At 42.2% G+C, this 22,216-nt stretch carries 24 protein-coding genes and 1 riboswitch; of the genes, 11 read left to right on the top strand and 13 right to left on the bottom strand.

Annotation, left to right across the window (positions count from 1 at the left end; genetic code table 11):
- Positions 1–49: 49 nt before the first annotated feature.
- Positions 50–164, bottom strand: a riboswitch (SAM riboswitch).
- A gap of 195 nt (positions 165–359) precedes the next feature.
- Positions 360–743: a DUF302 domain-containing protein gene (locus ACTWPM_RS13030; protein WP_443133463.1), complete on the top strand. Its 384-nt coding sequence runs from the start codon at positions 360–362 to the stop codon at positions 741–743.
- Positions 744–1,782: 1,039 nt separating this feature from the next.
- Here ACTWPM_RS13030 and ACTWPM_RS13025 read toward each other — a convergent pair.
- Positions 1,783–2,505 (bottom strand): DUF421 domain-containing protein, encoded by a 723-nt coding sequence (locus tag ACTWPM_RS13025; RefSeq protein WP_443133462.1) that lies wholly within the window; start codon positions 2,503–2,505, stop codon positions 1,783–1,785.
- 157 nt (positions 2,506–2,662) lie between these two features.
- Between ACTWPM_RS13025 and ACTWPM_RS13020 the strand changes: the two genes are divergently transcribed.
- The 7 genes from ACTWPM_RS13020 to ACTWPM_RS12990 are packed head-to-tail and all read left to right on the top strand — an operon-like array spanning position 2,663 to position 6,678.
- Positions 2,663–2,920 (top strand): metal-sensitive transcriptional regulator, encoded by a 258-nt coding sequence (locus ACTWPM_RS13020; RefSeq protein ID WP_443133461.1) that lies wholly within the window; start codon positions 2,663–2,665, stop codon positions 2,918–2,920.
- 60 nt (positions 2,921–2,980) lie between these two features.
- Positions 2,981–3,460 (top strand): DsrE/DsrF/DrsH-like family protein, encoded by a 480-nt coding sequence (locus tag ACTWPM_RS13015; protein WP_224895381.1) that lies wholly within the window; start codon positions 2,981–2,983, stop codon positions 3,458–3,460.
- Positions 3,461–3,476: 16 nt separating this feature from the next.
- Entirely contained in the window at positions 3,477–3,773 is a 297-nt protein-coding gene (locus tag ACTWPM_RS13010; protein ID WP_443133460.1) for a rhodanese-like domain-containing protein, read from the top strand.
- A gap of 41 nt (positions 3,774–3,814) precedes the next feature.
- Positions 3,815–4,384, top strand: coding sequence for a sulfurtransferase TusA family protein (locus ACTWPM_RS13005; protein WP_443133459.1), 570 nt, complete (start codon positions 3,815–3,817; stop codon positions 4,382–4,384).
- 40 nt (positions 4,385–4,424) lie between these two features.
- Positions 4,425–5,555: an MBL fold metallo-hydrolase gene (locus ACTWPM_RS13000; protein ID WP_443133458.1), complete on the top strand. Its 1,131-nt coding sequence runs from the start codon at positions 4,425–4,427 to the stop codon at positions 5,553–5,555.
- Positions 5,556–5,613: 58 nt separating this feature from the next.
- Positions 5,614–5,841, top strand: a complete 228-nt coding sequence (locus ACTWPM_RS12995) for a sulfurtransferase TusA family protein (RefSeq protein ID WP_014645171.1) — start codon at positions 5,614–5,616, stop codon at positions 5,839–5,841.
- Between the two features lie 60 nt (positions 5,842–5,901).
- Positions 5,902–6,678, top strand: coding sequence for a sulfite exporter TauE/SafE family protein (locus ACTWPM_RS12990; protein WP_443133457.1), 777 nt, complete (start codon positions 5,902–5,904; stop codon positions 6,676–6,678).
- A gap of 718 nt (positions 6,679–7,396) precedes the next feature.
- On the opposite strand, the gene ACTWPM_RS12985 is transcribed toward ACTWPM_RS12990, so the two are convergent.
- Positions 7,397–9,310 carry an LTA synthase family protein gene (locus ACTWPM_RS12985; protein WP_443133456.1) on the bottom strand — a complete coding sequence of 638 codons (1,914 nt, stop codon included), beginning with the start codon at positions 9,308–9,310 and terminating at the stop codon, positions 7,397–7,399.
- Between the two features lie 316 nt (positions 9,311–9,626).
- Between ACTWPM_RS12985 and ACTWPM_RS12980 the strand changes: the two genes are divergently transcribed.
- The gene (locus ACTWPM_RS12980) at positions 9,627–10,082 is read left to right on the top strand and encodes a DinB family protein (protein ID WP_443133455.1); all 456 of its coding nucleotides are present in this window, start codon (positions 9,627–9,629) and stop codon (positions 10,080–10,082) included.
- Between the two features lie 148 nt (positions 10,083–10,230).
- Here ACTWPM_RS12980 and ACTWPM_RS12975 read toward each other — a convergent pair whose 3' ends face one another.
- On the bottom strand, positions 10,231–10,563 hold the full coding sequence (locus tag ACTWPM_RS12975; protein WP_443133454.1) for a YrhK family protein: 333 nt from the start codon (positions 10,561–10,563) through the stop codon (positions 10,231–10,233).
- A gap of 145 nt (positions 10,564–10,708) precedes the next feature.
- Between ACTWPM_RS12975 and ACTWPM_RS12970 the strand changes: the two genes are divergently transcribed.
- The gene (locus ACTWPM_RS12970; protein ID WP_443133453.1) at positions 10,709–11,839 is read left to right on the top strand and encodes a CapA family protein; all 1,131 of its coding nucleotides are present in this window, start codon (positions 10,709–10,711) and stop codon (positions 11,837–11,839) included.
- Positions 11,840–11,991: 152 nt separating this feature from the next.
- Here ACTWPM_RS12970 and ACTWPM_RS12965 read toward each other — a convergent pair whose 3' ends face one another.
- The 8 genes from ACTWPM_RS12965 to ACTWPM_RS12930 all read right to left on the bottom strand — a co-directional run bounded on the left by ACTWPM_RS12965 (position 11,992) and on the right by ACTWPM_RS12930 (position 19,627).
- On the bottom strand, positions 11,992–13,650 hold the full coding sequence (locus tag ACTWPM_RS12965; RefSeq protein ID WP_443133452.1) for a b(o/a)3-type cytochrome-c oxidase subunit 1: 1,659 nt from the start codon (positions 13,648–13,650) through the stop codon (positions 11,992–11,994).
- Positions 13,647–14,120: a cytochrome c oxidase subunit II gene (locus tag ACTWPM_RS12960; protein ID WP_443133451.1), complete on the bottom strand. Its 474-nt coding sequence runs from the start codon at positions 14,118–14,120 to the stop codon at positions 13,647–13,649. The genes ACTWPM_RS12965 and ACTWPM_RS12960 overlap by 4 nt, the downstream gene beginning before the upstream one ends.
- 12 nt (positions 14,121–14,132) lie before the next feature.
- Positions 14,133–14,255 (bottom strand): cytochrome C oxidase subunit II, encoded by a 123-nt coding sequence (locus tag ACTWPM_RS12955; RefSeq protein WP_443133450.1) that lies wholly within the window; start codon positions 14,253–14,255, stop codon positions 14,133–14,135.
- A 127-nt stretch (positions 14,256–14,382) separates the two neighbouring features.
- The gene (locus ACTWPM_RS12950) at positions 14,383–15,726 is read right to left on the bottom strand and encodes a PAS domain-containing sensor histidine kinase (RefSeq protein WP_443133449.1); all 1,344 of its coding nucleotides are present in this window, start codon (positions 15,724–15,726) and stop codon (positions 14,383–14,385) included.
- Positions 15,723–16,151 carry a GAF domain-containing protein gene (locus ACTWPM_RS12945; protein ID WP_443133448.1) on the bottom strand — a complete coding sequence of 143 codons (429 nt, stop codon included), beginning with the start codon at positions 16,149–16,151 and terminating at the stop codon, positions 15,723–15,725. The genes ACTWPM_RS12950 and ACTWPM_RS12945 overlap by 4 nt, the downstream gene beginning before the upstream one ends.
- 18 nt (positions 16,152–16,169) lie before the next feature.
- Positions 16,170–16,826, bottom strand: coding sequence for a response regulator (locus tag ACTWPM_RS12940; protein ID WP_443133447.1), 657 nt, complete (start codon positions 16,824–16,826; stop codon positions 16,170–16,172).
- Between the two features lie 20 nt (positions 16,827–16,846).
- Positions 16,847–17,428 carry a hypothetical protein gene (locus tag ACTWPM_RS12935; RefSeq protein ID WP_443133446.1) on the bottom strand — a complete coding sequence of 194 codons (582 nt, stop codon included), beginning with the start codon at positions 17,426–17,428 and terminating at the stop codon, positions 16,847–16,849.
- Positions 17,429–18,406: 978 nt separating this feature from the next.
- Positions 18,407–19,627: a CHAD domain-containing protein gene (locus tag ACTWPM_RS12930; protein ID WP_443133445.1), complete on the bottom strand. Its 1,221-nt coding sequence runs from the start codon at positions 19,625–19,627 to the stop codon at positions 18,407–18,409.
- A gap of 156 nt (positions 19,628–19,783) precedes the next feature.
- Here ACTWPM_RS12930 and ACTWPM_RS12925 point away from each other — a divergent pair, with 156 nt between their 5' ends.
- Complete coding sequence (locus ACTWPM_RS12925; RefSeq protein WP_443133444.1) at positions 19,784–20,029, top strand: DNA alkylation repair protein; 246 nt, start codon at positions 19,784–19,786, stop codon at positions 20,027–20,029.
- A gap of 6 nt (positions 20,030–20,035) precedes the next feature.
- Here the strand turns inward: ACTWPM_RS12925 and ACTWPM_RS12920 are convergent, their stop codons facing one another.
- Both ACTWPM_RS12920 and ACTWPM_RS12915 read right to left on the bottom strand, forming a co-directional pair.
- Positions 20,036–21,472, bottom strand: a complete 1,437-nt coding sequence (locus ACTWPM_RS12920) for a hypothetical protein (RefSeq protein WP_443133443.1) — start codon at positions 21,470–21,472, stop codon at positions 20,036–20,038.
- On the bottom strand, positions 21,469–22,167 hold the full coding sequence (locus ACTWPM_RS12915; RefSeq protein ID WP_443133442.1) for an ABC transporter ATP-binding protein: 699 nt from the start codon (positions 22,165–22,167) through the stop codon (positions 21,469–21,471). The genes ACTWPM_RS12920 and ACTWPM_RS12915 overlap by 4 nt, the downstream gene beginning before the upstream one ends.
- Between the last annotated feature and the right edge of the window lie 49 nt (positions 22,168–22,216).

The raw sequence follows: 22,216 nt of genomic DNA, 5'->3' as shown, positions 1-22,216 counted from the left end.
AAGATAAGAAGAGGGGCTCTGGCCATACGTAATTTATGAGAACCGTCTCTTCTCATCTTTCACGTGCAAAAAGCACCTGCTGGAGTTGGCACAGTTTCTGATGACGCATCAGTCCCGCTGCCGAGGTTTCGTAGGGCCAGTCCCTCCACCTCTCTAGATAAGAAGATATTTATTCGTTTTTAAATTGGATGGTGATTATCTTATTATAGCTCATCAGCTTTGTCAATTTAATCTGCTAAACTTTTCGAAAAATTCCCCACTAAATCTCCTGCTAGTTATCATTAAATCTATTTATATACGATTATCTTCATACCTGAACGGGTATGCTGAAACCGAGAGCTTAAAAAGGAGGTTCAAACATGTTTCATTACACAGTAGAAACAGAAAAAGGAATCGAAGAGGCAGTAGAAAGTTTAGAAGCCAGCCTTAAAGAAGCCCAGTTCGGAGTATTATGGAATTTTGATATTAAAGACAAACTTAATGAAAAAGGATTAGAATTTGAGAAAGAATTTAAAGTATTGGAAGTATGTAACCCTAAGGAAGCTCAACGCATTCTTAATGAAAATACCCTTGCTGGTTATTTCTTACCGTGTAAAATGGTCGTTTACTCTGAAGGAGGCACGACGAAGATAGGTATGCCTAGACCAACTGCCCTCATTCAATTGGTAGAAGATGAACAAATCCAGAGACTCGCGGAAGACATTGAGAAACGATTAATCCACTGCATGGATCAAAGCGTATAACGTATAAGAGGAGGGATAATCATTGAATTATCCCTCCTCTTTATTTAGTGCTGTTAAATCTGGTTGTGATTTTCATAAGAAGCTTATTAAAGGATCGGACCGGATACTTGAAGAATCGAATTCGAGATATCTTGGGTCCGTTACGATATGAGCAGCGGGCTGGTGGGGAAATAACTCGTCTTGTTCCATCACCCAGACACTCGAGACATAAGCCGCTCATCAACGGATGGAAAAACCGCCATCCTTTTGATGGTCGGCTTATGCTGGTCGTGTCTTTCAGGGTGATTCCACATTTGAACACTTTCCTATGGGGGAACGGTGAGCTTCCTCGCTCGTTTTCACTCCATGTGGGATCTCACCTAGTTCCTTCTCCCATGGGAGTCTCGCCATTTCCCCACCAACCCTGCCGCGAGAGAATAACGGACCCTTCCAGAAGAGAGAATGCTCTCCTTCGAAATAGGTCCTAAATACTTCTATGACAAGCTTTTCCACAACGTTCTAGCATAATAATACACGCCTTATCCCATGCTTTTTTCTCACCAAGCAAACAGGGGGTTAAGTGGTTTCGAGTTTCTGATTCGGCTAGGTCCGTAGGGGGACGATGAAGACTCCTCGGTTAAAAGCGGAAGCACCTTGGGCAGCGGCGTATGGACTGGACTGAGCTGGCGGAGATAAAGAAAACACGAAGAGCGGAGCGATTCGATGTTGCCTTATCGTACAGAAGTGAGGGAAGTCTCACTAGACGCTAGGTGCTGGAGCTGGATAGCCTCTCCTTGTCGTTTATGCCTTGATGTAAGCTTAGGATTAATAAAAGTGTAAGAACGGGATGAACATGATCGGTAAGATCCCGGAAGGCGAAGCCTGAGGAAGCTTACCCCGGAAGAAGTTCGACTAAGAACGCCACGTCGTGTGGCAACGTCGAACGACCCTGCGTCGTGCAGGGCCGGAAAGCGAAATCGTCCCCCGCAGGACCTAATTCTCACTAGATATCTCGAAACTGAGTCTTACGCAAACGGGAGGTTATGTTATAAAATCGCTCTTAGTTTCCTATCGGTGGAAGGTTTGGGACCTTCTTTCCTTTGATCGAACAATGAAATTCCCCGTGATTCGTAATAGCACCATAAAATATGTCTTTGATAGAAGTGATACCACAAGCTCTCAATTGGTTCTCCATCCATTCCTCATCTTTATCCAAACGTTTCAAAATATCTTTTTGCAACTCACCGTCTAAAATAAGCGGGATATCATAACCCGCACCCCTATTTAAAAGCTGAAAATCCTCTCTCGTAATTTTTTCTTTTTCCGGTTTTAATTTTACAGAGATCATCCCGCTCGCTTCAATTAGGGCAAGCTCAACATCGTCAATATGGTAAACATCCTTTTCCCGAAGCATCTGAAGGATATTATCAATAGAATAGTTTATACTCTTAATATTCTTTTCGACTATTTGTCCATTGTAAACAACCACCGTCGGTTCAAGAGTCATAAGCTTTCCAAGTCTGCGGTTTCTTAGTTTACTCCAAACAATCACTTTCTGCAGCAAAGCAATTGCTATCATAGCTACTACCGTATGAATATGATTGATGTTCGGATCTGCAATGTCAGCTCCCACCACTGACCCGAGTACAAGAACCACTAAGAAATCAAATACGGGAAGTTCACCGATTGAACGTTTCCCCATAAATAACCCTATAGCAAGTAAGAATGGGAGAATGGTTATAATTCTCCCTAAAACCTTTAATATATCCCACAATAAATCCAATTGATTCACCACCTATACGTAGGTTTGCTTACGACATAACGTTTTATCCATTTTTCATTTTATTAACCTGTTGACATTATACCTTATGGGGTATATTATAAGTCATGTACTGTTAACACACAGCAAACGAAATCTTCATAAAGGGAGGGGAATCGTAATGGAGTACAACGAAGCCATGAAAAATAGAGTAAAACGTCTAGAAGGACAGTTAAGAGGCGTCCTAAGAATGATGGAAGAAAATAAAGATTGCAAAGACGTCATCACTCAGCTGTCTGCTTCTAGAAGTGCACTTGAGCGTACCATCGGTTTAGTCGTCAGCTCCAACCTTGTGGAGTGCATTCAGGAATCAAGTGATAGCCAAAACACAGAAGATTCCATTAACGAGGCTGTTCAGCTTCTAGTTAAAAGCCGATAATTTTTTACCAATTCAAATACCCATACACGTATATGTATAAAATAAATTAGGAGGATTAAGATGTCTGAGACAAAATCAACGAATATCATCTTGTTCAGCGGAGATTATGACAAAGCGATGGCCGCTTACATTATTGCTAATGGGGCAGCCGCTTATGATCACAATGTGACCATTTTCCACACATTCTGGGGGTTAAACGCTCTGCGTAAAGATGAACAAGTATCTGTTAAGAAGAATTTCATGGAGAAAATGTTTGGAAAAATGATGCCTAGAGGTGCCGATAAAATGGGCATATCTAAAATGAACTATGCTGGCTTCGGCCCGAAAATGATTAAAGATGTAATGAAAAAACACAATGCTATGCCGTTGCCTGACTTGATTGAAATGGCGCAGGAACAAGATGTTAACCTTGTCGCTTGTACGATGACCATGGATCTTTTAGGGCTTCAAAAAGAAGAACTGCTTGATGAAATTGAATATGCGGGCGTTGCTGCTTATATTGGCGATGCTGAAGACGGTAACGTAAACCTGTTCATTTAATAGGAGGTCAACTTTTATGAAAACAATAACTGCGCAAGAACTGGAAGCGAAATTGAACAAAAATGAATCACTGAATCTAATTGACGTTCGTGAGGATGAAGAAGTAGCCGCCGGAAAGATTCCTGGTGCTGCACATATTCCTCTCGGCTCATTAGAAGCTCGTACAGACGAATTGGATCAATCCAAGAGCTATGTAATGATTTGCCGGTCCGGGGGCCGCAGCGGGCGTGCTGCACAGTTCCTTGAGCAAAATGGCTTCGATGTCACTAATATGGACGGCGGTATGCTGGATTGGAACGGACCTACTGAATAATTTTCTAAATGATATACCCTTTGGGGTTATAGGAGGATGAAATGATGGATATTAAAGCAGATCACTTGTTAGATGCTAAAGGACTTGCGTGTCCGATGCCTATTGTAAAAACGAAAAAAATGATAAAAGACTTAAATTCTGGAGAGGTAGTAGAAGTTCAGGCTACAGATAAAGGTTCCAAGGCCGATCTTCAAGCCTGGGCCAAGAGTGCCGGTCATCAATACCTGGGGACCATTGAAGAAGACTCCGTCTTAAAACACTTTATTCGTAAAGCCAGTGACGAATCAGGTGAGAAGTTACACCCGGCCACAGTTGACAACGAGGCATTGGCACAGAACCTGCAAGATGATAATGCCCTCATTTTGGATGTGCGTGAATCAGCAGAATATGCATTCGAGCATATTCCACAGGCCGTATCTATTCCACTGGGTGAATTAGATGAGCGAATCAATGAAGTTGACCAGACGAAAGATGTTTATGTGGTATGCCGAACAGGCAGCCGCAGTGACCTGGCTTGCCAAAAGCTTACGGAAAAAGGTTTTGAACGTGTTTACAATGTTGTACCAGGAATGAGCGAGTGGTCCGGCCAAACGACGTCACTCCGTTCATAAAATTTTTTAAACAAAAATATACCTTAGGGGGTAATTTGAAATGGCAATAAAAGAAATCTCAGTTAAGGATTTAGCTGAAAAAGTACTTCAAAAAGAAGAACTGTTTTTACTGGATGTCCGTACGGAAGACGCTTTTCAAGATTGGAAAATCGAAAGCGAGAGCTTCAATTATTTGAATATTCCTTACTTCGACCTGCTTGATGGCGTGGAAGAAATTGAAGATCAGCTTCCAAAAGATAAGGATATCGTAGTCGCTTGTGCCAAAGGCGGATCTTCCCAAATGGTCACAGAAATGCTGGACGACGCTGGGTTTACAAATGTGTATTCCTTAGAAGGCGGCATGAAAGCTTGGAGCGAACACTTAATGCCTGTTAAAGTCAGCGATTTAACGGACGGTGGTGAACTTTACCAATTTGTACGCATTGGTAAAGGGTGCTTATCTTACATGGTCGTATCAAACGGAGAAGCAGCTATTATCGACTCCACCCGTAAAACCGATGTATATGTGAATTTCGCTGACCAAATGGGTGTGAACATTAAACATGTATTTGATACCCACCTACACGCTGACCATATTTCTGGAGGCAGAACAATTGCTCAGCAAACAGGCGCTTCTTACTGGCTTCCTCCAAAGGATGCAGAAGAAGTAACCTTTGATTACCAGCCTTTAGAGGATGGAGAAAAAGTGACCATTGGAAACACCACCATCGATATTCACGCTCTTTATTCACCAGGGCACACCATTGGTTCTACTTCTTTTGTAGTAGATGATCAATACTTGATGACTGGAGATATTCTGTTCATCGATAGTATCGGACGTCCTGACCTTGCAGGAAAAGCAGATGATTGGGTCATGGATCTTAGAGAAACCCTGTATGAGCGCTACAAAGAGCTATCAGATGAACTAATTGTACTTCCTGCCCACTTCATGATTATGGATGAATTAAACGAGGATGGAACGGTAGCTGAAAAGCTAGGTGTACTTTTTGAGAAAAACCACGGTCTTAACATCGATGACAAAGATGAATTTAGAAAAATGGTAACTGAAAATCTTCCGCCGCAGCCTAATGCTTATCAGGAAATCCGTGAAACAAACATGGGTAAAATTGATCCGGAAGAAGAAGAGCAGCGCGAAATGGAAATTGGACCAAACCGTTGTGCAGTCCGTTAAATAATTCTATGGTAAACAAAAATTTTCAAACAAAAATATTTATTGGAGGTCATTCCCTATGAACGTAACAAAAGTATTAGATGCAAAAGGATTAGCTTGCCCGATGCCAATTGTTAAAACAAAGAAAGCGATGAAAGAAGTAGAAAGCGGAGAAACACTTGAAATCCACGCAACCGATCAAGGTGCGAAAAGTGACTTAACAGCGTGGGCTAAATCAAGCGGCCACGAACTTCTTCAACACGATGAAGAAGACGGTGTATTTAAGTTCTGGATACAAAAAGGGTAAAGAATTTTTCATAAAAAAGGGAACCAGCTGTGGTTCCCTTTTTTAAGGAGGTTGACCAAAATGGAATTTGGATTAATTATTACTATATTTCTTATCGGATTTGCAGGCTCATATGTATCAGGAATGCTCGGCATAGGTGGTTCTATTATCAAGTACCCGATGCTACTTTATATACCCCCACTCGTAGGGTTTACAGCCTTCACCTCCCATGAAGTTTCCGGGATCAGTGCGGTACAGGTTTTCTTTGCCACGATCGGGGGCGTATGGGCTTATCGGAAAGGCGGATACCTGAATAAATCTCTTATCCTCTATATGGGTGTAAGTATCTTAATTGGAAGTTTTATAGGTGGGTATGGTTCTAGATTCATGCCAGAGAGTGGCATAAACCTGGTTTACGGTGTGCTCGCCCTAATAGCTACGATTATGATGTTTATACCTAAAAAGGGCTTAGATGATCAGGCGCTTGAAGAAGTAGATTTTAACCGGGTACTGGCGTCCTCTCTTGCGTTAATCGTTGGGGTAGGTGCCGGAATTGTAGGAGCTGCTGGTGCGTTCCTGCTCGTTCCAATTATGCTTGTAGTATTAAAGATACCAACCAGGATGACGATTGCTTCTTCCCTCGCAATCACTTTGATTTCTTCCATTGGGGCGACGGTAGGTAAAATCACAACCGGCCAAGTTGAATACTTCCCAGCGGCTGTTATGGTCGTAGCAAGTTTACTGGCAGCCCCTCTCGGTGCCATGGCAGGGAAAAAGATGAATACAAGAGTTCTTCAGACCATTCTTGCTGTGCTTATATTAGGCACTACGATAAAAGTATGGATGGATTTCTTTTAAGACATTCAAACAGCTGACCTAAAAAGGTCAGCTGTTTTTATTAACTTAACCTCCAAGTATTATAGATGATTACTCTTAAGAGACTTATTCAACAAAAAGGCCGGATAGTTGAAGACTCTAATTCGAGATATATTTGGTCCGTTGCTAATATGGAGAGGGGCTGGCTACGGAAACAACTCGCTTTCCTACGGGGGAACTGGCAAGCCTCCTCGGTCGCTTCACTCCCTGTGGGGTCTCGCCTAGCTCCTTCTCCCGTGGGAGTCTCGTCATTTCCTTCGCCAGCCCAACTATATTAGGGCTAACGGACTCTTTGGAAAGAGAGTATCCTATCCTCCTTATACCGCCTGAAATGCTTATATAACAGGCTCTCCCGCATAGTTCCAGCCTGGAAAAGGATATACGTCCATGTAGATTATTTCTTCTCAAGCGGGTGAAGGATGAAGCCGTTTCGAGTTTCTCATTCGGCCAGGTCCGGAGGGGGACGATGCAGACTCCTGCGGGAGGAACATGATCGGTGAGACCCCGCAGAGCTTGCTCGAGGAGGCTCAGCACATGCCCGCGGAAAGCGAAATCGTCCTCCGCAGGACCTTCCGCGCTCAACAAATATCTCGAAATCAAGTCTTCAAGTAACGGGAGCTTATGTTTAACAAGCAACTGGGAGTTTAAAGATATAGGATTTAAAAAAGCTGCCGATCTGGATGAGATCGGCAGCTTTTTGTTACTCTTCTTTATTGTTTTTATTCAAGGTGGGATCTGTATTGACCATCTCGGTTTCATCAAGATAACGCAACAGATCTCCGTAAATAACGGAATCGGAGACACTCAACTCTTCTTGTGCAGTTTGAAAGCCTTCCTCACAAGCCTGAGCTTCAACTTCTTCCCCTGTTTCTCTGTCATAACATACGCCTTGAATACCAACATATTCTTCATTGGCGAAATCCCCATCACGGGTAATCATCATTTCTCTGCGATCCTCATTTAGCAAGTCCTGTCCGAATTGAACAGGGTTTTCATCTTCAATTCCAAGCAGGTTGGTAAGAGTAGGACGCAGGTCAATCTGTCCTCCTACCGTATGGTTGGTTTCGGAAGGAATATCTTTACCGTAAATCAGCATAGGTACACGCTGCAATTGGAATTGTTCGTAATCATTAATCTCTTTTCCAAGGTATTCTCCCATGGCTTTTTGGTGGTTTTCGGATATTCCAAAGTGGTCACCATAGATTAAGAGAATCGTATCATCATAGAGTTCTGATTGCTTAAATTCTTCTACAAACTGTTCCAGTGCCTCGTCCTGGTAGCGGATGGTCTGGAAATAACGATTCAGTGTAGTACTGGAAGTCTCCCCTTGCTCAATGGTTGCTAACTCTTCAGGTAAGGTGAAAGGATAGTGGTGAGTGAGCGTAATCATCTTGGAGTAGAACGGCTCTTCCATCTCTTTCATCTTTTCCAGGGAATCCTCAAAGAAATATTCATCCAAGTAGCCCCAGCCATGAGATTTCTCAGGGGTTACTTCATAATCTTCTTTCGAAAAGAACTCATTGTATCCTAGAGAATCATACATAACGTTACGGTTCCAGAACGTCTTATCATTCGCATGCATCACGTTCGTGAAGTATCCATTTTCACTTAACAGCTCAGGCATAGCCTCGTATTCATTACCTGAGTGCGTAAAGAATACAGCACCACGGTTTAACGGATACATCGAATTGGCTAAAAGGAACTCTGAATCAGAGGTACGTCCCTGCTTCACTTGATGATAGAAGTTATCAAAATACATACCTTCTTCTTTTAATTCGTTGAAATAAGGAGTAACTTCTTCTCCGTGCAGCGTGTTATCCACGACGAAGGTTTGCGTACTTTCAAGCGAGATCGCTATGACGTTTTTACCTTCTGCTACACCTTCAAGACGATCGCTGTCTTCCGTCTTCTGTTCATTCAGGTAGTTAATGACTGGTACAAGTTCATTACTATCCGCTAACGTTTTCTTCATTTCCGTCTTACCTTGCAGAACGGCATCATAGACATGATAGTTTAACAGGCCGATATATTTCACCAGCATTGTGCGGTCAAATGTACGCTCAAGAAGATCTGTACGCTCTTCTTCAGCCCACTGCAAGTTAATCACAAACAATGGAATCGCAATAACCGCAAGTAGAAAACCTTCGCGTCTTTTCGCTGTAAATTGACTTAAACGCGCAGGCTTCAAATAAAACAAGAAGAATGCAGCGATTAAAACATCAACAAATAAAAAGATGTCTGAGGCTTCAAGAATTGTTTGAATACTGCCTCCCATTCCAGCCAGGTTCGCTACCTGATTTAACATAGGAATGGTAATAAAGTCGTTATATTCCCTATAAAAAAGAATGTTCACATACAATAGTAAAGATCCAAGAATATAGGAAACTAACATTCCCCGGCGTCCTGCCAACAGCACTCCAATTCCAAAGATTAGAAAAATACTGCTCAGAGGATTGAATGCAAGAATATTAGCTTCATTGGGATTTTCTACATTTAAAGAGAAGATATTGCTTTGGATATATGACATTTTCAGCCAGAACAAACCTATGACAAGGGCATAGACAGTTAATTTCAACAATGTACTTTTGTTTAGATATTTTTTTATTGTAAACATTGTAAAACCTCCGTTAAATTTACATTAACCTATTTTACCTTATTTGAACCAATTTTTGTACCATAAAATAATAGTTTAAATTGGCTGAAACATTTGTAACCTTATCTATAAAGCTTTGTAATTTAAAAATGCATCTGGAGACCTATGCATGATTTTACCAATCTTCCAGTCTATCCGAATTTACATTCCCCACATTTCGTTTACTTAAACTTAAGATTTTTTACACTATCTCTATGTATAAATCTTACTGTTTGACTTCCACAGATATACAAATTACGTTTGGACTGAACGCTAATTAATCTAGGAGGTTATGTACATGAGTAAAGTTGAACAATTCGTCAATTCCTTCTCTCCTCACCGCGGAGCATTAAACGATTTGATCGAACTAATCGATGAAGGAAACTATGCATTCAAACCTACCCCTACATCTATGGAAACAGACAAACTGGTCAATCATACTTTAAAAACCACTTATACCTTTGCACGGCTTGCGGCTAAACAATCTCCTGAAGACCTTTTTCCTGAAGGAGATGAGACTCCCTTAACCGAACGTGCCAGAGTTTATACGGACGAAACTATGTCATCTATTAAACAATTAGATGACGGAGACCTGGATAATCTCATAGATGTTAAGGAAATGTTCGGCTCAGAAATTCCGGCAGGTAAACTTTTAGAAATGGCTAAAGATCACGAGATTCACCATAAGGGACAGCTATTTGTATATGTAAGAGCCATGGGTCATACGGATTTACCTAGTTTTGTTAAAAAATAGTATCCGGTTAAATCCACCACCACGTACAATAAAGCGTGAAAAAAACAAGATGACAGGACAGGAAACCAAGTTTCCTGTCCTGTCATCTTGTTTACTGTAAAAATCAAAACGGAGATTTAGTAGAGGTGGTTTAATTTATGAACCACGCTTAACCGGATGACTCAGCTCCTTTTTGCATCTTCTCATATTCTTTCCGATAAATATTTTTCAAATGAATGCGGTGTGCTAACCGGATGGTTGGACGGATGAGCATTTGCAGACTTCCAAGTACAAATAAACTCACCCCCCACGTTTTGGCGGCTTCAAAATAAAAACAGACACTTCCGACGAGAAACCAGAGTCCGAGTAAAAAATCATTCACAGTGTATAGTACTTCATAGCTTTTTTTGAAAAATAAATCGTGTTTCCCCATTTTTATATCCACGTATTGATCTTTACTATGCTTTTGTGCGTCAGCTTTTTCATTAGTTGGATTACTCATCCTTATCCTCCTTCCGTAACCCTCTATACCTTTCATTCCCGATAATTCGACAAACAAAATCATTTTTTTCAGCTGTATGGCATAGAGAAACCTTCTAGTTAAATGTACAATAAACCTAAATGATTTTTACGGAGGTGCCTTTTCTTTGGGCTTATTTTTAAGAGTGTTGTGTTTGTCTTTTCTATTTTTCACAGCCGGGTGCGGGCTTTTTAATAGTGGCGAAGAACCTAAGGTAGCGAATGAGCACACGGCATCCGCAGTGGATCCTAATTCCAAGAATTCCATAGATCTTTCCAAAGAAATCAGTATAACGGCTATTGGAGATGTACTGATTCATGAACGGATCTATGATGCCGCCGAAACTTCTGAAGGATATAACTTCACGCCGATGATTGAACAGACTAAACCTTATCTGGATTCCTCTACCATCACAATTGCTAACCAGGAAACGATGATTGGCGGAGAGGAATTAGGATTTTCCGGGTATCCAGCCTTTAACTCTCCTGTAGAGATAGGCAACAACCTTAAAGAACTTGGAGTAGATGTGGTTACGCTCGCTAATAACCATACGTTGGACAGAGGTACAAAAGGCATTAATAACGCCATCGATCATTGGGAGAAAATCGATATGAAATACACAGGAGCCTATCAAAGCAAAGAAGACAGCGAGGAAATTCTTGTGTATGACACAAAAGAAGGAATTAGTGTGGCCATATTAAGTTACACCTACGGAACTAATGGTGTGAATGCGCCGGACGGGAAAGGGTATGTTGTGAACCGAATCCAGCTTGATAAAATGGCCCAGGATATAGAAAAAGCGAAAAAACAGTCGGATGCTATCCTTTTAAGTCTTCATTTTGGGGACCAGTATGAACCCTACCCCAATCAGTTTCAAAAAGATGTTGTCCAATTCGCCGCGGACCGCGGTGTAACTGCTGTGATCGGACACCACCCTCATGTACTTCAGCCGTTAGACTGGGTTGAAGGTAAAGACGGCCATAAAATGCTGACCGCTTATTCCCTGGGAAATTTTTTCTCAGGTCAGGAATCATTTGAGAAACGAGTCGGAGGAATCCTCACCTTTAATTTAAAAATGGATAACAGTGACAAGGTAGAAGTAGTAAAACCAAGGTTTAAAGTGACTTACGTTACGTCCGCAGGAGAAAAGGAATATGAAGTGATCCCTATGGATGAAGCATCAAACTTAAAAGAAGAGTATGAAGCTAAGAAGAAACACCTCACTCAGTGGATGCCTGAATTGGAATTCATGGAATAGAAAAAAGCGGAAAGCACTGGCAGCTTTCCGCTTTTTTCTATTTTAATCATCCTCTGTCTGCAGTTCAACAATAATGCTGCTTAAAACGATCGTTAAGATGATGGAGGTGATTGTAAAAGCGAATGAAAAGGTCATGTGTCCTTCCTCCTCTCTTACCAAGTTTGGAAGCGTCCTGATCCTGGTGGGGCATGCTGGATAAGCTCGGCCAGCGGGATCGTATAAGCAAGAGCGATCAACAGAAAGGCAATGCCGATCCATATTTTCCAATTTTCCAAAAATCGTGGTGTCATACTAGAATCGCTTTCGGCTATTGGAAACTCCTCATAAGTTTGTTCGCTGGCTTTCGGAGCAAGCCACCATAATTGGATAACAATGAACACGAGTAAAGCGGCGGACAAGAACAAGATGGAACCGCCGACAGCCATCGTCACATGATTGGTTAATAAGCCATCAAACCAGGCGAGCGCGTCATCGTGAGCATACCCAGTGTATGCTGTCCGCCTTGGCGCCCCAAGCAGTCCAAGCAAATGCTGAGCTGTGCTCATAAGCAGCATACCAACTGACCAGGTAGCAATTTGTAGGAAGGCTAACTTCTGCAGGGATTTTGTAAATCGCCGGCCCGTTAAATTTGGGATAAGCCAGAAGGTTAAACCAAAAAAAGTCATTGCGACCGGAGTTCCTACGGTTATGTGAAAGTGTCCCACTACCCACAGCGTGTTATGAATAACTTCGTTCATTTGGAAACTTGCATTAATGATCCCTCCGGCGCCTCCAGGGATAAAAAAGGCCATGGCTATAAAGATTGACGTAAAACGTACGTCTCTCCAAGGAAGCTTGCGAATCCACCCAAATAGCCCTCTGCCTCCAAGCTCTCTGCCTCTTATTTCAAACGTAGCAAACATGGAGAATGCTGTGATTAAAGATGGGATAATAACCATAAATGTCAAAACCGTCTGCAAAAACTTCCAAAAACTAGAGATTCCAGGCTCCGTTAATTGATGATGAAAACCAACCGGAATAGAAAATAAAATAAACAATACGAAGGATAGACGGCCCAAAGAATCGCTGAATACTTTTCCTCCAATAATCTTTGGTACGATGACATACCATGCCATATAAGCCGGAAGCAGCCAGAAGTACACGAGTGGATGACCGAAATACCAGAATAAGGAACGACTTAACTCGACATTAATCCCGCTCGTCCAGCCAAAAGCCCATGGAATGAATTGAAACAGAACTGTGGCTACAACTCCAAGACAGGCAATCACCCAGAGGATAATTGTTGCAATCGCCATGAAAGCAAATAGCGGACTGAGTTCCCCTTTATGATTCCTTCTCCAGACGGCATAATGCCCGACCAGACTGAACCCCTGAATCCATGTGCCAATTACAAACAAAGCAAGACCAACGTAAAACAACCCATGAGCCTGAAGAGGGGCGTAAAATGTATAAAGAACGGACGCCTGGCCGGCTACAACCATCACAACAACTAAAATGGTCCCTAAGGCCGTCACCACGAACCCAATCCAGTTCCACAATCTCACCTTAGGACCAAATGCCCCAAGGGTGCGGCTCATGCCCGCCTGAAAAAAAGCAAAAATAAAGAAAGTCGTAAATACAATAGCCAGTAATAGTCCGTGAGCTGTAAGAATCTGATAGTAATCCAGCCATCCCGGCAGATTAAGGGCATCATTTCTTATAAATACCTGCAGGAGCCCGCACAGTGTACCTATAAGGAAGGCTGAATAAGCAAACCCTAAATTGAATAATGCTACTTTACGATCTTTAGCTGCAATTTGTCCGGTATTCATTGTTCCACCACCTCAATTTCTGTGCTCATAAAATGGTGGCCTGAGCCACAATATTCGTTACAAATCACCAGATAGGATCCTGGTTCTTTAAAGGTGTGTGTTCGATGGTTAATCTGACCAGGAACGGCCATCATATTTACGTTAGTCCCGACAATTGAGAAACTATGAACAACGTCTTCACTCGTTAAAGTGAACATAATTTCTTTCCCTGCAGGCACTTGAAGCTTTCCTGGTTCATAACCAAAAGTAAGGGCGATCATAGCGACTTCATAATTTCCGTCTTCTTTTTTATGAAGGCCGGGCTGGTCAAATGGAGCTGTTTCACGTACTTTTTCAGGATCAATCGTCATGTGTCCGCCTGATGGTGCATGCCCCTGAGCAAAAGCACTTACCCCTACCACGGATAGAAAAATAAGAAGTGCAATAACTCCAAATCCAAGCCATATTTTTTCATATTTGTGTAAATGCATGTTCTCTCCCCCCTACAAACGAACGATATATAACAAATAAATACAAACCCACATCACGACAATGATGGCTCCAACCGCCATCACACTGATTAAAGTGCCTTTCAAGTTTGGTTGAGATGGGCCACTTCTTTTCATGGGCCAGGCCTCCTTATGTATTTGATCTATTTCTATTGTATTGGGAGAGAGGTCCATAATAGAATTGGGGAATCCCCTCATTTTGGGGTGGTGAAAACCCCCAATCCAAAAAAAAGAAACCTTTTCATCAGGTTTCCAGTGGTATAAATAATTCAATGGTCGTACCCTTATTCAGCTCGGAAGTTATTTCAAGTTCTCCTCCTGCCGCACGTGCCCTTTCCTCCATGCTGAAGAGCCCTACCCCTTTATGCGCACGGTCATTTATAAAACCTTCGCCTTGATCGGCAATGGTTGCAAAAATCCCGCCGTCCACTTCTTTCAACTCAATGGAAGCTTCATCTACACAGGCATATTTTTGAATATTGGTCAGCGCTTCCTGAATGATTCGGTAAACCGTCGTTTCGATTTGCGGCGATAAACGACAGGAAATGGAGGAGGAAAAGTGTACTTTCAATCCATAGGAATCGTGAAGACGATTGAGAAAGGAGCGAACCGCCGGCATCAACCCAAGCTCATCCAAAGCTGATGGCCGGAGTTCCCAGGACATGTCCCGCACGTTTTGAATTAAGTCTCGTATTTCATTTGTCATTTGGTCTAAAAGGGAATAATCCACTTCCTGCTGGACACGGTGCATACTGATAAGTAGGCTGTAAAGCTCTTGCCCGATTCCATCGTGAAGCTCTCTGGAAACCTGCTTTCTTTCTTCTTCCTGCACGTGGATCAAACGTGTCATCATGTGCTGAAGTTCCTGCTGCACTCTTTTCCTCTCGGTAATCTCATTTCTAATAGCCAGGTATTGGTAAGGTTTCCCTTTGTCATTTAAGAAGGGTACAATGGTCGTATCCACCCAGTAGAACGTTCCATCCTTGGCCTTATTTTTAATTTCTCCCTTCCACACATAACCGGTTCCAATCGTACGCCACAGATCTTTAAAAAACTCTTTAGAATGATAACCAGAGTTCAGAAGCCGGTGATCGTTGCCAATCAGTTCCTCCACTCCATATTTAGATATCTCACAAAATTTTTTATTCACATAACGAATTCTTCCACGTTGATCCGTAACAGCAACAATTGAAGACTCGTCCAGCGCATATTTAATATCTACAAGTTCTTTCAAAGGTTCGTAGGCTTCACTATCTAGCAGACTTCTCTCACTAAGGTTATGAATGGTCATCAGATAATTTCTCCTATTCCCATCCATCCACTCATGTACGACTAAAAAGACGGGAAACGGATTGCCAGTCATGGGTTTTGCGTAATACTGCAGCAATACTCCCTTTTCACAATGAATGAGCTCATCTCTAGAAAAATGAAGAAACAGGTCTTCCACACACACCTCGGTTGAAGAAATTTGGAACAGCAGTTTCGCTTTTTCATTAAAACTTTGTACTACTCCGTTTTCACGTAACACAAGAAATCCTTCTTCCTTAGAAGCGAGTAGAGTCGGGGGAACGGGGCTGTGTTTTGTCATGATAAACCTCCTTGCTTCAAATAATTACATATGCGAGCGGCATAAGGGCGCCATTGCTGCTCTAATGGTAATTCATGCTCGTCTCGATAGCCGATCAGCAGTACTGCGTCAAATATATGCCCCGTTTGAAGAGGGATGGCTGCAAAGGATTGAAGCTTTTCCGCTAACACTATGGGATATTTCGACAAAACTAAAGGAAGATCCTTCCTCGAACGGCAGAGAAAAGTTCTTCCTGTTTGCATGACGCTTCCCGCCACGCCCGAACCATAGGAAATGATCATGCGTTTATGTTTATCATTCAAAGGATGATTAACATATTTCCATTGAATCTGCTTTGAATGATAATTAAACTCTGCAATAGCGATTACAGAGGCGTCTACTTCCTTTTCAAGTTCGTTGCATATTTCTTCTAATGGGGTGCCCACTTTTTCCTCTCTCCTTTGCTAGAATGAATAACCCAGCAGACCCTTCTTCCAGGCATATTCCACTAATTCAGGACGCGTTTTCAGCTGCAGTTTTTCCATTACTCGTGCCTTGTGGGCTTCGACCGTTTTCACAGAGATCACAAGTTGAGCGGCAATATCTTTATTCGCAAACCCTTTAGCGACCAAAGCCAGTACCTCTCTCTCACGATCACTGAGCAGTCGGTAAGAATCTGTCTTAGAGCCGTTTTTCAGTTTGTCCATATAATCCTCCATCAATCGTTTCGTCGCTGATGGATACAAATAGGCATCTCCCCCGGCCACTTGTCTAATGGCTTTTACTAATTCCTCATGCGGAGCATTTTTCAAAATACACCCGGAAGCCCCTAATTCGATAGCCCTGAACAAGTATTCTTCATCATCATGCATCGTTAAAATTAAAATTTGAGTTTCAGGGAATTGTTTTTTTATTTCTGAAGTAGCTGATAATCCATCTTTTCCATGCGGCATGGAAAGATCCATTAAAACGACACATGGATTTTTTTCCTCTACCTGCTGATAAGCCTCGTTCCCTTCTGAAGCTTCTCCGATTACATTAAAATCATCGACAGCGTCTAAGAGCATCATAAGCCCTGAGCGTACGACGGCGTGATCGTCAACAATGACAATCGAAATCATGTTATCTACTCCTCTTTTATTCAGCCTTTATACCAGAGCCATTCCACAACATTTCTATGACGTTCCAATTTCATTTCCATCGTGGTATCTTTCTTTATGACTTCAAGCAAATCCTCTTGTTCAGGCGGAAATTCATCCACAAAAGACTGATAGCGGAAAATAATCCCATTCTGGTCAACTTCAATGAATACTTCATCTGTATCTGCGTACTCCACAATCATTCGGATAGTAAGCTGAAGAGCGCGAAACGCCAGCAAATCATTCGTAGAAAACACCTCTGTCAGTTTATAAGAGGTGGGGAATTCAATCTTAATGCCATAACGTCTTTCAACCTCTTTTATATATCGTTTAAAGGCTACCGCCAGTCCATATTCATGAAAAGATAAAGGGTAAATCTCATTTGAGCGGCTTCTCATTTCCTCAATCAAATGTGATAGAAGGACATGAGCTTCTTTACAAGAATCTTTAGTCGAATCAATACGGTGTAAAGCGCTCGTTAATAAATGGGCGTATCGCTCATGCAAATCATAGGACATTTCAAAAAGCAGTGATTCGTACATATGAGAGACTACATGTAACGGGGAACGAGTCGTATCATTCATCACTTTACCTCTCCCTTCTTTATTCCTCATACCTTCTATACTACACCCTCCGTTTGAATGTTCCTATTAGGGCATTCCCTTATTTTTAATGCTCTGTCAAAAGGTGTTATTGAATTTCACTGTTTAACTAAAGGGCCGGATAGTTTAAGACTCGATTTTGAGATATATTGGGTCCGTTACTTAAAAAGTATAGGGTTGGTGGGGAAATAACTCGCTTTCCTATGGGGGAACGGTGAGCTTCCTCGCTCGTTTCACTCCCTGCGGGATCTCACCTAGTTTCTTCTCCCATGGGAGTCTCGCCATTTCCCCACCAACCCAATCACAGGAGAATTACGGACCCTTTACATCGTTCTGGCATGAAAATACACTCCTCATCCCATGCTTTTTTTCTCACCAGGCAAACCGTGTATTAAGTGGTTTCGAGTTGCTGATTCGGCCAGGGCCGGAGGGGGACGATGTAGACTTCTCGGTTAAAAGCGGAAGCACCTTGGGCAGCGGCGTATGGACTGGACTGAGCTGACGGAGATAAAGAAAACACGAAGAGCGCAGCGATTCGATGTTGCCTTATCGTACAGAAGCGAGGGAAGTCTCACTAGACGCTAGGTGCTGGAGCTGGATAGCACCCCTTGTCGTTTATGTCCTGATGTAAGCTTAGGGATTAATAAAAGTGTAAGAACGGGATGAACTTGATCGGTAAGATCCCACCGAGGAAGCTTACCACAGAGGAGGAGGTTCGACTAAGAACGCCGCGTCGTGTGGCAACGTCGAACAACCCTGTATCGTGCAGGGCCGCAAAGCGAAATCGTCCCCCGCAAGACCTTCCGCTCAACACACACCTCGAAATCAAGTCTTCAAGTAATGGGAGCTTATCTGAAATAATCAAATCAGAGGTTTAATAAGGGAGGACACAAAAAATCCTGCATGACAGGCATGCAGGATGGATTATTCAAAGGCGATTCTAATGTGACAGGGTTAACATTACTGCTTTGAGTATTGAATGCTTTCTTGCAGATTCAATTCTTCCACTAGACTGGACAATTCATCCAGCAACGCTTGGTTAATGGCTTTGATATGCTTTTTCTTACTGTCGATATCGTTTCGGTATTTATTGAACATCTCGAGCCAGTCTTTTAGATCATTTATTTCACCCAGCTGCCTTTGGAAAGACTTAAAGTATTTCGCTTCTTCCTTATAGTCAGATGCATAAATTTTATGGAGTGCGTTATGAATGTACCTAGTTTTTTTCGAAATAATCCTGACGGAGTGCAGGGCATCCAGCGTTTCTTCATCGGCAAGACCCTGTTGTGAAGAAACTTCTAAATATTTCTCCACGGCTTCAGCAAATCCGTTTTCGAATTCCTGAATCCTCTCGTCTACTTGGAGTGGCAGGACGTAATTTCGAAGCTCCTTATCTTTAAAATGCTCCCACTGCTCCGCAAAAGTATCGTCGATGATTTCAGGCAGTTTATTTTTAAGTTTCTTTTGGTGCTTCAGCCTTTTCTTACCAACCTGATCGCTGATCTGACGATAAACTTCTTCATGCTGTTCCTTGGAAGATTGCTCCGCACGGTCTTCAAACTCCGTAATAAATACATCACGTTCTCTCACTTTCCCTAAACGTTTATGGGCATCATTTAAACGATCCATTAATGGATGACTGTTGACGTGGATAAACTCCAGAATGGCACGGATTTTCCGTCCATGGACACGAGCCTGATGGACACTTTCCTCATCTTCCTGCTCAAGCGAAAGCCTGCAATACTCCAAGTAGGAGTCAACTAATCCCTGCAGGTATTCCTGCCAGCTGCCTACCACTTGCTCATTTCCATCTTTCAGACAATCTTCACAAACCAATTTTTTCTTAACGGATACCAGCGAATCGGCTGACCCGCAAATTTCACACACTTGAACCTGATCTTGCAGAACTGCATAATCATGGTCGAACGTAACGTCAATTTTCTTCCCTTGATTCCAATCCATTTCATTCCGATAATCGGCAGGGATAAGCAAGCGGCCATAACTGTCCAATGTCTTAACGGCTTCGCCTTCCTCTCCCGTTACAGAAAGCTTTAGTCCTTTTTTATGACTCAAAGGTTCAAGCATAAGGTTTTGCTCCGATAATTCCAGCCGGTCTCTGATTTCCTTCGGGATCACCAGCCTCCCCATTTTATCGATCTGTCTTGTGAAAGCTCCACTCATAGCATAACGCCCACCTTTTGAAAGCTTTTATACATGTCAATTCCCATAGTTCAGGTCTACCTAACTAATTTCTAAACATTTTTACAATATCTTTATAAACCATACCTCTACATATATTCCCGCAGTCCGCACATCCTATGAGTGGAGGTGTCGTCTATGCAGCCCTATTTATGTCCAAACTGTAAAACCAATCGATCCAGGTTCAATATCATCGCACAAAAAGCAATATCCGTAAAAATTGACCCGGGATCTGGAGAAGTAATCAGTGAATATACGTCTGAAAATCTGGATCCTTTCCACACAGCCTATCAGGGTCCAGACAAAAAAATTCAATGTGGAGCATGTGGTTTGATCGAAGATGAAAAAACGTTTGCCGCTTTTGCTAATTCAAAGCCTCTCTAAGCCCTCTCATCGTCGTTTAAAAGGCCAGTGGAACCATTTTGGCGAATCAATATACAATCTCTTTATAATGATTAAAAAATAGCTTAGAAGAGCTGCAAGAGCCAAAAGCAGAGGAGTAAAATAAATCCCTGCACCTAAAATGATATAACCTGCTGCTCTAAAAATATCTGATACTTGAAAGTTTTCTTTGTGCAGAAAACGCATGCGATTCGTGAGCTGAGTACTCATGTCATACAGAGACCAGCTCATTACGCCTGCCAGTTGGACGAATACCACTGAGAAGGAACTGCCAAGTATAATGCTGATTATACTGAAAGATAGAAGGAGAGGGACTAATCCTGCTATCCCCCAGCTGATATAAGCCGAGGTCCACCCCTTTTCATCAATCGGCAGACTATAGAATATAGGATTCTCTGTGAAATGCGAGCTGAAAATTCCTGCGGCAACTTCTATATACACAAATAACACTACAGGCACACTTACATACATGACCCACTCCGCTCGTAATGATGGGGCGATGATTACTATTACACCGATTAAGAGCGTTTTCCATACATACCCTGATGATTCTTTCAAATGGCTTCTCCACAACATATGATATAAGGATTTCACCTTAGTAATCGGCCGGACTGCCCTCCGTTCTTTAAGGTAATTACCTACCAGCCCATACCGTTTAGGAGGTTTGATTGTTATATTCGTCATCTGACTCACAACCGTGATATTCCATACCTTGGCATCGTTGCGCTGCACTACTTTCATCCAGTCAATGCCTTGCATGCACGCTGGAATAAAGTAAAACTGCGCGAGCATCAATAAAAAAGTCAGAATTATGGCTGGCGAAGATTGGGCTAAGTTTAAATGATGGATCCATATGCCTGAAGCCCCTAGCAAAACGATCACACCAGCCAACAGTCCTGTCTTAACTCTCTTTCTAGCAGAATACAATTTCCACTGGATCGGCGTTAAAAGGGCTATGAAGACGGAATAGATAAAAGCAGCAGCGAGCAATAAGTATAAAGACAAGGGAGTTAACCCACCTAAAAATGCTGCCAAGGCGAACGCAACCAGCAAGTGAAGCGCAAATTTCTCAGCTGCTAATAATAAAAGAATTTTACTTCTGGAGTGGGGGAGCAGACTTAGCTTGAGCTCTGCTGAAGTGAATGAAAGCCCTGGATCTATAAATGACCGCCCAAGCGTACGAATTACCAGAATGGACGGAAGCAGCCATAACCACTCCATTAGAGAGTTTTCCCAGGTATTCATCAGGGGAATGAACCTTTTCATCCAATCCTGAAGCAGTAACAGAAATACAACAACCATTATTCCTACATAAAAGGCTAACGTTTTGTCGAACGCTAGCTGAAAGGCACGCTGATAAATATCTTTCTTCTTTTTCCAGCGTTTTTTCCGAATCCAATAAAATACACGTGTAGTAAAACTCATTCAGGATTCCCACTTCGATCTAACGTATGAAATTCATTAACTTCACCTTCACTAGAGACCCTGCCATCTGTAAGCATCACATAGACATCGGCCAGCTCTTTTACTTTTTCCAGCTGATGTGTCGTCAGCAGAATACTGCAGCCTTCGTCCCGGCGTTCTTTTAACAGCTTCTCAAAATAGGCTCCCGCATAGACATCAAGACCCATAAAAGGTTCATCTATTAACAGTAATGAAACTTCCGGCAGTAAAGCACATATCGTTTGAACTTTCTGCCTCATCCCTTTAGACAATGATTCCGGATATTCATTCAATTTGTCGTGTAGTTCAAAACCTTTAGTATAGGCAGCTACTTTTTCTTCAAAACGTTTCTCTGGAATTCGATAGCTCTTTTGGTATAACTGGAAATGTTGATATACGGTCAGCTCACTAAGTAGTAGAGGTTCTTCAGGTATGTAGCTTAGCTGTCTTTTATAATCGGCATAATGCTGATCCTGATCTAAATTATGTATAGAAATTCTGCCCTTTGACTTTTCCCGTGAGCCTAATATGGTTTTAATTAGCGTAGATTTGCCAGCTCCATTATGTCCGACTAGAGCCAATATTTGTCCTTGATGGATAGAAAAAGATACATCTTCAAGGATCGTGTTATCTCTGATCGTCACTTTACAATCTTCCACCACTAGATTCCCTTCCATCCTCTCACCTCTCTTTGTTACCTTTTCGTACGGAACAATTACCGAGAAC

Origin of the sequence: Halobacillus sp. K22 (assembly GCF_052246795.1) — a bacterium.
Lineage (GTDB): Bacteria > Bacillota > Bacilli > Bacillales > Halobacillaceae > Halobacillus.
This window is presented reverse-complemented; position numbering and strand designations above follow the sequence as displayed.